The organism is Brevundimonas sp. (genome assembly GCF_032017145.1).
In the GTDB taxonomy this organism is placed as follows: domain Bacteria; phylum Pseudomonadota; class Alphaproteobacteria; order Caulobacterales; family Caulobacteraceae; genus Brevundimonas.
The window spans coordinates 1-11788 of record NZ_DALZQC010000098.1; the positions used below are offsets into that span (position 1 = coordinate 1).

The 11788-nt window shown below is 68.6% G+C and carries 13 protein-coding genes; 6 read left to right on the forward strand and 7 right to left on the reverse strand.

Features of this window, described 5'->3' with window-relative positions; translation table 11 throughout:
* The coding region (locus tag RTU05_RS14110; protein WP_312598990.1) for a glycosyltransferase family 2 protein at positions 1-363 on the reverse strand (363 nt) is incomplete at its 3' end.
* A gap of 176 nt (positions 364-539) precedes the next feature.
* Here RTU05_RS14110 and RTU05_RS14115 point away from each other — a divergent pair.
* The 3 genes from RTU05_RS14115 (at position 540) to RTU05_RS14125 (ending at position 3668) form a co-directional block, all read left to right on the forward strand.
* Positions 540-2222, forward strand: a complete 1683-nt coding sequence (locus tag RTU05_RS14115) for a glycosyltransferase family 39 protein (RefSeq protein ID WP_312598991.1) — start codon at positions 540-542, stop codon at positions 2220-2222.
* Positions 2222-3136 (forward strand): hydroxymethylglutaryl-CoA lyase, encoded by a 915-nt coding sequence (locus RTU05_RS14120; RefSeq protein WP_312598992.1) that lies wholly within the window; start codon positions 2222-2224, stop codon positions 3134-3136. Before RTU05_RS14115 ends, RTU05_RS14120 begins: the two co-directional genes overlap by 1 nt.
* Before the next feature lie 106 nt (positions 3137-3242).
* Positions 3243-3668: a hypothetical protein gene (locus RTU05_RS14125; RefSeq protein WP_312598993.1), complete on the forward strand. Its 426-nt coding sequence runs from the start codon at positions 3243-3245 to the stop codon at positions 3666-3668.
* A 189-nt stretch (positions 3669-3857) separates the two neighbouring features.
* On the opposite strand, the gene RTU05_RS14130 is transcribed toward RTU05_RS14125, so the two are convergent.
* From RTU05_RS14130 to trhA, 3 genes are all read right to left on the reverse strand, one after another.
* On the reverse strand, positions 3858-4214 hold the full coding sequence (locus RTU05_RS14130; RefSeq protein WP_312598994.1) for a hypothetical protein: 357 nt from the start codon (positions 4212-4214) through the stop codon (positions 3858-3860).
* Positions 4211-4843: a polyhydroxyalkanoate synthesis repressor PhaR gene (gene phaR / locus RTU05_RS14135; RefSeq protein WP_312598995.1), complete on the reverse strand. Its 633-nt coding sequence runs from the start codon at positions 4841-4843 to the stop codon at positions 4211-4213. The genes RTU05_RS14130 and phaR overlap by 4 nt, the downstream gene beginning before the upstream one ends.
* 94 nt (positions 4844-4937) lie before the next feature.
* The gene (gene trhA / locus RTU05_RS14140; RefSeq protein WP_312598996.1) at positions 4938-5651 is read right to left on the reverse strand and encodes a PAQR family membrane homeostasis protein TrhA; all 714 of its coding nucleotides are present in this window, start codon (positions 5649-5651) and stop codon (positions 4938-4940) included.
* 159 nt (positions 5652-5810) lie between these two features.
* Between trhA and RTU05_RS14145 the strand changes: the two genes are divergently transcribed.
* Positions 5811-6986, forward strand: a complete 1176-nt coding sequence (locus RTU05_RS14145; RefSeq protein WP_312598997.1) for an acetyl-CoA C-acetyltransferase — start codon at positions 5811-5813, stop codon at positions 6984-6986.
* Positions 6987-7140: 154 nt separating this feature from the next.
* Here the strand turns inward: RTU05_RS14145 and RTU05_RS14150 are convergent, their stop codons facing one another.
* Positions 7141-8745 (reverse strand): M20/M25/M40 family metallo-hydrolase, encoded by a 1605-nt coding sequence (locus RTU05_RS14150; protein WP_312598998.1) that lies wholly within the window; start codon positions 8743-8745, stop codon positions 7141-7143.
* Positions 8746-9033: 288 nt separating this feature from the next.
* Positions 9034-10011 carry a zinc metalloprotease HtpX gene (htpX, locus tag RTU05_RS14155; protein WP_312598999.1) on the reverse strand — a complete coding sequence of 326 codons (978 nt, stop codon included), beginning with the start codon at positions 10009-10011 and terminating at the stop codon, positions 9034-9036.
* 95 nt (positions 10012-10106) lie between these two features.
* Here htpX and RTU05_RS14160 point away from each other — a divergent pair, with 95 nt between their 5' ends.
* Positions 10107-10379, forward strand: a complete 273-nt coding sequence (locus RTU05_RS14160) for a DUF1674 domain-containing protein (protein WP_312599000.1) — start codon at positions 10107-10109, stop codon at positions 10377-10379.
* A 94-nt stretch (positions 10380-10473) separates the two neighbouring features.
* Complete coding sequence (locus RTU05_RS14165) at positions 10474-11595, forward strand: hypothetical protein (RefSeq protein WP_312599001.1); 1122 nt, start codon at positions 10474-10476, stop codon at positions 11593-11595.
* A gap of 42 nt (positions 11596-11637) precedes the next feature.
* Here RTU05_RS14165 and RTU05_RS14170 read toward each other — a convergent pair.
* Positions 11638-11788 (reverse strand): orotidine 5'-phosphate decarboxylase / HUMPS family protein (locus RTU05_RS14170; protein ID WP_409411632.1); only part of this gene is annotated, 151 nt, incomplete at its 5' end.

The window sequence follows — 11788 nt, forward strand, 5'->3', positions numbered from 1 at the left end:
GTCGGCGGGCGCCGCGATCAGGGCGTCGACCAGGCGCGGGGCGTCGGCGGGCGGGTTCTGGCCGTCGCCGTCCATGGTCACCACGACGGGTCCCCGCGCCGCCAGGACGCCGGTGCGCACCGCGCGGCTCTGGCCCGCATTGGTTCCGTGCGACAGGACGCGCAGGGCGGGCAGTTCGGCCATGGCCGCCTTCAGTTCGGCCAGGGTCGCGTCCTTGGAGGCGTCGTCCACGAAGATCATCTCATAGGACCGGCCCGCGAAGGCGGCGGCGATCTCGCGCGCCAGGGGCACGGCGGCGCCGGCCTCGTCATGGACGGGCACGACGACGGAGATGTCGGGGGCGGAGGCGGCGCGGTCGATCATTCGTGGCTCCTTAGCGCATCCGCGGGCGCGAGTGAAACGGACGGTGCGACCTTGCGTCTCATGGCGCGAGCGCGGCCGCGCGGCAGAGCCGGCTCTGCCCTGTTTGGATGCCAGATGGCGGTGATCCTGCGAGGGAGCGCTTCCGGCGAGCGTCGTGGGCGTGATACGACGCTCGGATGAACCGCCCGAACCTGGATCACCTTATCGCCGGTTGGAGGGGGCCGCTGTTCGCCGCCCTGCTGACGCTGATCGCCGGCCTGCCGGGCCTGTTGCTGATGCCGCCGCTGGACCGCGACGAGAGCCGCTTCGCCCAGGCCACGGCCCAGATGGTCGAGAGCGGCGACTATGTCGACATCCGCTTCCAGGACGAGCCGCGCTGGAAGAAGCCGGTCGGCATCTACTGGCTGCAGGCGGCGGCCGTCGCCCTGACCTCGGACGTCGAGGATCGTCAGATCGCGCCCTATCGGATTCCGTCCCTGCTTGGGGCCATGCTGGCGGCCTGGGCCGTGGCCTGGGCCGGGTCGGCCATGCTGGGAAGCCGCGTCGGCTTCTTCGGGGGGGCGATCATGGGGGCGACCTTCCTGTTGTCCACCGAGGCAGGCATCGCCAAGACCGACGCCATGCTGTGCGGGGCCACGACGCTGGCCATGGCGGCCCTGGCGCGCATCTATATGGCGACGCGGGCGGGCGAGCGGCCCGAACGGCTGCATAAATTCCTGTTCTGGGCGGGACTGGGCCTGTCGATCCTGATCAAGGGGCCGATCGGTTTCCTGGTCATCGCCCTGGCCGTCATCGCCGTGTCGATCTGGGACCGGAACGTCAAATGGCTCTATCGTCTCGGCTGGGGCTGGGGGCTGCCGCTGGTCGCCCTGATGGTCGGGCCGTGGGCCATCGCCATCACCATCGCCACCGACGGCGGCTTCTGGCGAGAGGCCATCGGCGGCGACCTGGCGCCCAAGATCGCCGGCGCGCATGAGAGCCATTCGGGCTTCCCCGGCATGTATCTGTTGCTGGCGCCCCTGCTGTTCTTCCCCTCCACCCTTCTGTTGCCCGCCGCCGTCTCGACGGGATGGAGCCGTCGGGCCGAACCGGCGATCCGGTTCCTGGTCTGTTGGGTGCTGCCGGGCTGGTTGATGTTCGAACTGGCGCCGACCAAGCTGTGGCACTACACCCTGCCGACCTTCGGCGGTCTGGCGCTTCTGGCCGCCGCCGCCCTGGCCCGGCCCATCGGCAAGGTGTCGCGCATCACCGGCGCAATCCTCGCCGTTTTCGCGGCGATCCTGGTCATCGGCGTCACGGTCTATGGGCTGACGGTCTATGGCACCTCGACAGCCCAGACCTGGGCGGCGCTGACGGTGGTCATGGCCCTGGCGGCCGGTGCCATGGGGGCCTTCCTGCTTCTGAACCGGGCGCCGGTCGCGGCCCTGATCGCCTCTCTGGCCTTCGGGATCGTGGCGCATGCGGCGCTGGTGGGCACGATCCGGCAGCTGCGCCCCTTGGCCATAGCGCCTCAGTTGGAGCGGACGCTGGAGGCCGCCGACCTGCATCCGCGTCAGGGTCGCACGCCAGGGCCTGTGGCCATCACCGGCTTCCATGAGCCCAGCTTCGTCTTCCTGACCGGGCGCGACACCGAACTGACGGACGGGCAAGGGGCGGCGGAGGCCCTGGCCGAGGGGAGGCCCGCCATCGTCGAAGGCCGCGACGCCGACGCCTTCCGCGCCGCCGCCGCGCGCCTGGGCGTGTCGGGCCGGGCGATCGGGGTGGTCAACGGCTACAACTATTCCGCCGGGGACGAGGTCAGTTTGACCGTTTATGCGCCGCCGCCCAGAAACGGGAACGCCGCCGGGGGAACCGAGTAATGGGTCACTTCATCCAGATCGTCGAAGTCGGCCCGCGCGACGGGTTGCAGAACGAAAAGGCGGTTCTCGAGCCCGCTGTCCGCGCCGATCTGGTGCGGCGGCTGGAGGCGGCGGGCGCGAAACGGATCGAGGCCGTCTCCTTCGTCCATCCCAAATATGTGCCGCAGATGGTCGGCGCCGAGGAGGTCATGGCCGCCCTGCCGCGTCAGCCGGGCCGCAGCCGGATCGGCCTGGTCCTGAACGGCAAGGGCTATGACCGGGCGCTGGCGACCGGGGTGGACGAGGTCAATGTCTCGGTCGCGGCGACGGACGGCTTCGGCCTGAAGAACCAGGGTCTGGCGGTGAAGGACCAGCTGGCCATGCTGGGCGACATCGTGGCGCGGCGGCACAACGCCGAGGCGTCCGAAGGCGCGCCGTCGCTGTCGGCCATGATCTCGTGCGTCTGGGGCTGCCCGTTCGACGGCGAGGTTTCGGTCGATCAGGTCGCGGACATGGTCGGGGCCATCGCGGCGATGGGCGTCCGGGAGATCGGTCTGGCCGACACCATCGGCGCCGGCGATCCCTGGGCGGTGACGAGAAAGGTCGAGGCGGGCAGGGCCGCAGCCCCAGGCGCGACCCTGCGCCTGCATTTCCACGACACCCGCAATACGGGCCTGGCCAACGCCTATGCGGGGGTTAAGGCAGGGATCGACGTGCTGGACGCCTCGGTCGGTGGCATCGGCGGCTGTCCCTTCGCACCCGGCGCCACAGGCAATATCGCCACCGAAGACCTGGTCTATATGCTTGAGCGCGGCGGGTTCGAGACCGGCTATGATCTGGACGCCCTGATCGAGACGGCGCGGTGGATCGGCCAGGCCATCGGCCGGCCGGCGCCGTCGGCGCTCAGCCGGGCGAGCGGCTTCCCCCGATCCTGATCGGGACCAGGGGCTCGCGGCGGCCCTGTGGCGGCGTGTCGCAAACGAAGCTATTCATGATGAATGGACGCGAAGAACCCGGCGCGGGGCGCGTAGAGGACCGACCATGCTGATCGCCATTCCGCTGCTGCTGATCCCGGTGGTGCTCTACAATATCGTGGTGCTGTTCGGCGGATCGGGCGACGCGGGCGTGGCGCAGGCGGACGTGTTGCTGCGCGATCCGCTGTTCGCCGTCACCATGACATCCGGCGCCCAATGGACCGTCGGTTCGGGCGATCTGATCCTGTTCCTGGGGCTGATCCTGCTGTTTTTCGAACTGCTGAAGTCGACGTCAAGCCAGCGGGTCGCCATCATCAATCACGCCCTGTCGATGATCCTGTTCATCGGCGTGTTGATCGAGTTCCTGCTGCTGCCGGGCTTCGCCACCTCGACCTTCTTCCTGATCGTGACGATGATCCTGCTGGACGTGCTGGCCGGCTTCATCGTCACCATCATCGCCTCGCGCAAGGATTTCGACTTCGGCGGGGCGTGACCGCTTCGGCATGCGAGTGCAGGCCGCCTCAGGACGGCCGAAGGCGTCTCGGCCTTAAGAGAAGGCCGAGAAGATCAGGGCCACGACGGCGACGTCGAAGAATTTGGCGGCGAGGCTGAAGGCGGCGGGCATGATCGGGTCCGGGATGAGGCGTCTGAGGGCGCCTCCAGCAAACCCCGTGCCGCCCGGTCAGATGTCGGTCTTGGTCGTCCTGCCCGTGGTCGGGCGACGCTCGGCCGCGCCGGAATATTCAGTTCCGAGATAGGCGGTGCGGGCCGCGTCCAGCACGGGCGGGCCGCCGCGCAGGCCGCGCTTCTGACCGCTCTGGCCCATCTGCTGGGCGACGAAGGCGGCCGCGCCGGGTTCGGCGGCGGGTTGCACGGCAGCACTTGCCGGGCGGTCCTGCGTCCTGGTCTTCGGCTCGGGCGCATCCAGAGCCACCAGATCGCGCGAGGGCGGCTTGGCGCGCCGCTCGCGCTCGCGGCGGTCGCCTTCGCGCCGCTCGATACGCTCGGGCCCGCCGACAGCGCCGATACGGTCCGTCATTTGGGCTTGGCGCCGGCCAGGGTGTCGATCTGGCGGCGCATCTCGTCCATCTGGCGGCGCATTTCGTCCAGGGCGTCGGGCGCGTTCGCAGCCGGCTCCTGGGCGGCGGTCTGTTGGGGGCGCGCCTCGGCGGTCGGTTCGGCGCGGGCGTAGCCGAAACCGGGGAACATCTGCATGGCGCGTTCGAACATGGCGATGTTGGCGCGCGCGGCGTCCTCCATCAGGCTGGTGCCCGTTCCGGTGCCGAAGGCGCGGCTCATCTGGCTGGCGAACTGCTCCTGCTGCTTGCCGAAATTGGCCAGCGACATCTCCAGATAGGACGGTAGAACCCCCTGCATCTGGCCCCCGTAGAAGCCGATCAGCTGGCGCAGGAACTGCACCGGCAGCAGGGCCTCGCCCCGGCTTTCCTCCTCGAAGATGATCTGGGTCAGGATCTGGCGCGTCAGGTCGTCGTTGGTCTTGGCGTCATAGACGACGAATTCGACCCCCTCGCGCACCATGGTCGCCAGGTCCTCCAGCGTGACATAGGCGCTGGTTCGCGTGTTGTAGAGGCGTCGGTTCGCATACTTCTTGATGACGACCGTCTCGGCCGCATCCTTGTTTCCGCCCTTGGTTTTTTCGTCAGCCACGCTTGTTCTCGCGATGTTGCAACGCATCACTATCCCCTCTTGCGCGCCCAAGCGCCAGAGGGGGGCGGCGATGCGCCGGATGCGGAGCGTTTTGTCAGTGCGTCAGGGCGGGGGCCAGAACGACGCCGACCAGGACGGCCGCCCAATGCACGGTGGCGCCGGTCACGACGAACCCATGCCAGATGGCGCGGCGGAAGCGGACCTTGGGGCTGATGAAGACGAAGACCCCGGCGGTGTAGATCAGCCCGCCGATCACCAGCAGGGCCAGGGCGATCGGGTGAACCGTTTCGACCATCGGCTTCAGGGCGGCGACCGCCAGCCAGCCGAACACGACATAGACCCCGCTCCAGAACCGGTCCGAGATGCGTGGCGCGAACAGCTTCACGCCCGCGCCCATGAAGGCCAGAGTCCAGATCAGGGTGGTGAAGCCCACGGCCCACAACCCCTCGAACCGCTGGGTGGTGAAGGGGGTATAGCTGCCGGCGATCATCAGGAAGATGGCCGCCTCGTCCAGCCGCCGCAGAACCGGCCGCGCCGCGCAGGGGTTGGTCCAGTTGTAGATGGTGGAGGCCGTCAGCATCCCCACCAAACACAGCGCATAGATGGCGGTGGCCAAGACGCCGCCGATGCCGGTGTAGACCCCCGCCAGGCCCGCCAGGATGATCCCGCCGACCGCCGCCAGCATCAATCCAACGACATGGACCCACAGGTCCGCCAGCTTTTCCGCCCGGGTCGGATAATGGTCGATCATGTCCAGCTCGTCCGGCGTGCAGACGTGGGTGACAAGACGTTTGATCGTGCGCAGCATGGCCAATCCAATCCCAGATCGCGCCTATCGTTCCGCCACAATATGCCGACAGGGTGACGAAGCGCTGAATCCGGCGGCGGTCGCGTCGTCGCAGGTGACGAAGCCGCCGCGATGCGGCAAAACGGCCACGCATCCTTATTCCGCAGAGAGTGAAATCCCATGACCGAGGTCGTCATCGTCTCCGCCGCACGCACGCCGGTCGGTTCGTTCATGGGCGGTCTGGCCGCCCTGCCGGCGTCCAAGCTGGGCGAGATCGCCATCAAGGCGGCGCTGGAGCGGGCCGGCGTCTCGGGCGAGGAGGTGGACGAGGTGATCCTGGGCCATGTGCTGCAGGCCGCCGCGGGCCAAGGCCCCGCACGTCAGGCCGCCGTGGGCGCCGGCGTTCGAAAGGAAGCCGCCGCCTGGAGCCTGAACCAGATCTGCGGCTCGGGCTTGCGCGCCGTCGCCATCGCCGCCCAGCAGATCGCGCTGGGCGACGCCCGGATCGTCGTCGCCGGCGGTCAGGAAAGCATGAGCCAGGCGCCGCACGCCCAGCAGCTTCGCGCTGGTCACAAGATGGGCGACGTCGCCTTCGTCGACACCATGATCAAGGACGGGCTGTGGGACGCCTTCAACGGCTATCACATGGGCCAGACCGCCGAGAACATCGCCGAGAAATGGTCGATCAGCCGCGAAGCCCAGGATGAGTTCGCCCTGGCCAGCCAGCACAAGGCCGAGGCCGCCCAGACCGCCGGCAAGTTCGCCGACGAGATCGTTCCCGTCGTCATCCCTGGCAAGAAGGCCAACGTGACCGTCGATCAGGACGAATACATCCGTCACGGCGCGACCATCGAGGCCATGCAGAAGCTGCGTCCCGCCTTCACCAAGGACGGCAGCGTCACCGCCGCCAACGCCTCGGGCCTGAACGACGGCGCCGCTGCCCTGGTGCTGATGAGCGCCGATGAGGCCAAGGCGCGCGGTCTGGAGCCGCTGGCCCGCATCGCCTCCTACGCCACGGCGGGCGTCGATCCGTCGATCATGGGCACGGGTCCGATCCCGGCCTCGAAGAAGGCGCTGGAGAAGGCGGGCTGGAGCGTCGCCGATCTGGATCTGGTGGAATCCAATGAAGCCTTCGCCGCCCAGAGCCTGTGCGTGGTCAAGGAACTGGGCCTCGACCCGGCCAAGGTCAACGTCAACGGCGGCGCCATCGCCATCGGCCACCCCATCGGCGCATCGGGCGCGCGCATCCTGACCACCCTGCTGTTCGAGATGAAGCGTTCGGGCGCCAGGAAGGGTCTGGCGACCCTGTGCATCGGCGGCGGCATGGGCGTGGCGATGTGCGTCGAACGCGCCTGAAAGACCAAGTCGTCATTCCGGGGCCGAGCGAAGCGAGGAACCCGGAACCCAGGACCGCCCGCTCGCTTTTAGCGGCGTCGAAAGTAGACGCCACACCCCTGGGTCCGGGTTCGCCTGATGGGCGCCCCGGAATGACGTGCAGGGCGACCGCGCCTCAGTCCGCCCGGTATTCGAACGGGTCGGTCGGGGTCGGCTCCGTCGGCAGCGGCATGCGCGGCAGGGGGGCGTCGCGGTTGGCGGCGTTCAGCAGAAAGCTGGCCAGGATGATGGCCGCCTGACGCAGGTCTTCGGCCTTCAGGTGGTCATAGCTGTCGATGCTGGTGTGGTGCAGGCGGCTGGAATAGTCGAGCGGGTCCTGGATGAACTGATATCCGGGAATGCCGACCGTCTGCATATAGACGTGGTCGGTGCCGCCGGACGGACGCAGGGATACGGTTGTGGCGCCCATGCTGGCGAAGGGGGCCAGCCATTCCTGGAAGATCGGGGCGGCGGCGACATTGCCCTCGGCGTTGATGCCCCGGATCTTGCCCGAGCCGTTGTCCAGATTGAAATAGGCGACCAGATCCCGATAGCCCGCGCGGGGCTGGACCGGCCAGCGGCTGCGCCAGGTGCGGTTGTTCGGCAGATGGGCCAGGGCGGGATCGTTCGACGGCGCGCGCGTCGCCAGATGCTGATCGACATAGGCCAGCGAGCCGAGAATGCCCTGCTCCTCGCCGTTCCACAGGGCGAAACGGATGGTGCGCTTGGGCTGGACGCCCAGGGTCTTCAGGATGCGCGCGGCCTCCATGACCACGGCGCTGCCCGCCGCATTGTCCACCGCGCCGTCCGAGGCGACCCAGCTGTCCAGATGGGCGCCCGCCATGACGTATTCCGTGCCGCGCGCCGTGCCGGGGATGTCGGCCAGGATGTTGTAGGCGTTGACGTCCTCGTCATGGAAACGGACCTCGCTGTTCAGCTCCAGCGTCGGAGGCGTGTCGGTCAGGGCCAGGCGGGCCAGACGGCGATAATCCTCGGCCGCCAGCTCCATCCCCGCCAGCCTGGGCGTGGCGCCGACCTGATAGGTGTAGCCCGTGCCGTGCAGCAGGCCGCCGTCACGCTGGGAGATGCGGACCCAGGCCAGGGCGCCCTGTTCGACCAGGAAGGCGTCCAGTTTCGAGGCGAAGTCGGCGGTCTCCAGCGACTTGCGGATGGCCTCGGGCGAATACTGGGGCTGGACGTAGGTGTTGCGGTCGGCGAGGTCGGCGGCGCTGAGGCGGCGGAAGGCGGGTTCAGTCGGTTCCGACCCTGTGCCGGGCAGGGACACCATGACGATCTTGCCCGACAGCTTGCCGCGCCATTTGTCGAAGTCCTCGACCTTGGACAGTGGGGCGACGATCACGCCCGCGCTGATGGTTCCGTTGGTCGATGGGGTCCAGGCCACGGGAACTGCGCGCAGATCCAGCGGGCGGGGCGCCGTCATCCGGGCGCTGGAGCGGACGATGGACCAGCCGCGTCCGAACTCGAAACCCTCTGCCCGAACGTTGGACAGGCCATAGCTGCGGAACTGCGCCTGCGCCCACTGTTCGGCCTCGCGCATCTGGGGCGAGTTGGTCATCCGCCCGCCGATCCGGTCGGTCAGATAGGCGGCGGTCTGCATTACCTGACTATGGTTCAGCCCCTGGTCGATGATGCCGTTGATGGCCACCCGGTCAACGGACTGGGCCATGACGGGCGTGGCCAGAAGAGCGGCGGCGGAGACAAAGGCGAGCAGACGCGACATTCAAAAACAGCCCCATGATTCAGATGGGCGCCATCAGACGCGATGACGCCGGTTTACGCAAATCCGACAGGGTGTGACGAACCGCTCCGGTCGGGCGGCATCCATTGCGGTCTGCGTTCCTTCCAATGGCGTCATTCCGGGGCTGAGCGCAGCGAAGAACCCGGAAGCCAGGGCCGCAGTCGTTCTGTCGGACGCATTTCAGGAACAGCGCCAGCCCCCTGGGTTCCGGGTTCGTCCTTCGGACGCTCCGGAATGACGATCTTCAGTGTGCGCCCGGAGCGTGCGGCCTCAGCCCCACGGGCCTTTGGACGGCGGCGGCCCGGTCGGCACGCCGGTCGTGCTGGCGGTGAAACCGGCGGCGGGGCGGGGCTGGGTCGGTTCCGGCGCGGGTTGGGTCGCGCGCGGCTGCATTCCCATCTTGGCGCCCAACTCCATCAGGGCGCGGACGCGGTTGCCGGTCGCCGGGTGGGTCGAGAACAGATTGTCCGCCCCGCGACCTGCCAGCGGATTGATGATGAACAGCTGGCCCGAGGCCGGATTGCGCTCGGCCGTCGGATTGTGGATGCGCTTGGCATAGGCCTCGATCTTCTGCAGCGCGCTGGCCAGGGCCTGAGGGTCGCCGGCGATCTCGGCGCCGACGCGGTCGGCTTCATATTCACGGCTGCGGCTGATGGCCATCTGGACCAGGCCCGCCGCCATGGGCGCCAGCAGCATCAGGGCCAGTGCGCCGATGATCCCGCCCGGCCGCTCGCGGTCGTTGCCCCCGAAGAACAGGGCGAAGTTGGCCAGGGCCGCGATGGCGCCAGCGATGGTCGCCGTCACCGTCATGGTCAGGGTGTCGCGGTTCTTCACATGGGCCAGTTCGTGGGCCATCACGCCGCGAACCTCCTCGCGGGTCAGCATATCCAGAAGGCCGGTGGTGGCGCAGACGGCGGCGTTTTCAGGATTGCGGCCGGTGGCGAAGGCGTTGGGCTGGTCGCTGGGGATGATGGCGACCTGGGGCTGGGGCATTCCCGCGTCTCGAGCCATCTGGCGCACATCGGCGACATAGTTGCGGACGACCGCATTGGGGTGCTGCTCGTCGACCGGCTGGGCCTTGTACATCTTCAGCACGATCTTGTCGGCGTTCCAGTAGCTGAACAGATTCATCCCGCCCGCGAACAGCAGGGCGACGGCCATGCCGGTCGGGCCGCCGATCAGATAGCCCAGACCCATGAACAGGGCGGTCATCGCGGCGAGCAGGACGAAGGTCTTCAGATGGTTCATCGCGGTTCCAGGCCCGATCCGGCCGCAGCGTCTGGCGTCACGGGTTCGATCGTCTATTTGAGGAAAGGCGCACCAAGCCTCAAGGGAGCCGCCCTGTGACCGAACATCCCACCCCCGCGCCGGACGGCGACGACCAGACGCCGCCGACAGGCCCCGTCTTCAACGCCGACGTGCCCCACGCCACGCCCGAGCGGCCATTGAGCGAGGCCGCCCGTCGCGCCTTGCAGGAGGCGGCGGATCGCCGCGCGCAGCAGGAGACGGCCCACGCGGCGGGCGTCCAGGCCGATCCCGAGCATGGCGGACCCAGGGGGCCGGAGCCGACCCGGTTCGGCGATTGGGAGAAGAAGGGCATCGCCGTGGACTTCTGACGGGCGATCGTGAGGATCAGGGCCGCGTTAACCTTCACTTAAGAAACAGGCGCCGGTTTTGCCAGAATGGGGACAACTCAGAGGAGCTTGTCCCGTGACGATACAGTCGATGATCACCGCCGCGTCGGCGGCTCTGCTGCTCTCCGCAGCGCCCGCTCTCGCCGGAGGTCCCGGCGGCCACGGCGGCGGTTATGGAGGCGGCCATGGCGGGATGCCGGGCGGCTGCGGCGGCGGATGTGGCGTCGGCCATTACGGCGGCGGCAACTACAACGCCAATCACAACGTCAATGTGAACGTGAACGGCGGGGCGAACGCCTATTCCAACGCCTACGCCAACGCCGCGTCCTATGCCGGCGCGACCGCCTATTCGGCCATCAACGCCCGGTCCTATTCCAGTTCGTCCAGCTTCCAGCGCGGCTATGTCGGCGGGGGAACGACCTATGTGGGGGGTGGCGGTTATTCGGACGGCTATTACGGCTATGTGACCTCGGCCCCGGTGCTGGTCGGTCGCCCGCCCGTCAGCGCCCCGGTCGGCTATCCGGTCTATGGCTTCGGCCGCGATTATATCGGCTGGCGTCCGTATCCGGGCCGTCCGGTCGATTGCAACTGTCGCCCGCCGGTTCGCTACGAGCAGCGTTACGTCGAGCAGCCGCCGGTCTATGTGCAGGGCCCGCCGGTTCAGGTGGCGCCGCAGCGCATCTATGTCGCCCCGTCCCGGGTGAACATCGCGCCGCCCCAGGTCGAGATGGGGCCGCCCACCTATATCGAACAACCGCCCATCTATGTTCAGGCGCCGCCGGTCAACATCGGGCCCCAGCGCGTGCAGGTGGCCCCGGCCCAGGTCAACCTGGCCCCGGCGCAGGTCGAGGTCGGGCCGCCCGTCTATGTCGATCAGGCCCCGATCTACGCCCAGGCCGCCCCGGTCAACATCGGCCCGCAACGGGTCCAGGTCGCCCCGGCCCAGGTCAATGTCGCCCCCGCCCAGGTGGAGGTCGGCGGACCGGTCTATGTCGATCAGTCGCCCGTCTATGTGCAGTCGGCGCCGGTCAACGTGGCCCCGGCCCAGGTCTATGTGGCGCCGCCGGAAGTGAACGCGGCGCCCCCGCCGCCGCCTCCCCCACCCAGCTATTACGGCGACCTGCCGCCGCCAGAGGCGCCGGCGCCCCACGCGCCCCCGCGTCACGGCTATGCCCAGGAGCCGGGCGAGCGGGGCTGATCGTCCAGCAGAAACGAAGCGTCGTCGTCGCCCCGGTCTGTCTCAGATCGGGGCGATTTCGTTTGCGATGGCAAGCGCCGCCGCGCGCGGATCGGCGGCGGCGGTGATCGGTCGCCCGATCACCAGATGGGTCGCTCCCGCCTGCAGGGCCTCGGCCGGGATCGCCGCGCGCGCCTGGTCGTCCAGCGCCGCG

Coding starts and splice junctions, on each gene's coding strand:
- htpX (WP_312598999.1), bottom strand. CDS start 10,011: ATGAACCATCTGAAGACCTTCGTCCTGCTCGCCGCGATGACCGCCCTG.
- RTU05_RS14115 (WP_312598991.1), top strand. CDS start 540: ATGAACCGCCCGAACCTGGATCACCTTATCGCCGGTTGGAGGGGGCCG.
- trhA (WP_312598996.1), bottom strand. CDS start 5,651: ATGCTGCGCACGATCAAACGTCTTGTCACCCACGTCTGCACGCCGGAC.
- RTU05_RS14145 (WP_312598997.1), top strand. CDS start 5,811: ATGACCGAGGTCGTCATCGTCTCCGCCGCACGCACGCCGGTCGGTTCG.
- RTU05_RS14125 (WP_312598993.1), top strand. CDS start 3,243: ATGCTGATCGCCATTCCGCTGCTGCTGATCCCGGTGGTGCTCTACAAT.
- RTU05_RS14150 (WP_312598998.1), bottom strand. CDS start 8,745: ATGTCGCGTCTGCTCGCCTTTGTCTCCGCCGCCGCTCTTCTGGCCACG.
- RTU05_RS14130 (WP_312598994.1), bottom strand. CDS start 4,214: ATGACGGACCGTATCGGCGCTGTCGGCGGGCCCGAGCGTATCGAGCGG.
- RTU05_RS14120 (WP_312598992.1), top strand. CDS start 2,222: ATGGGTCACTTCATCCAGATCGTCGAAGTCGGCCCGCGCGACGGGTTG.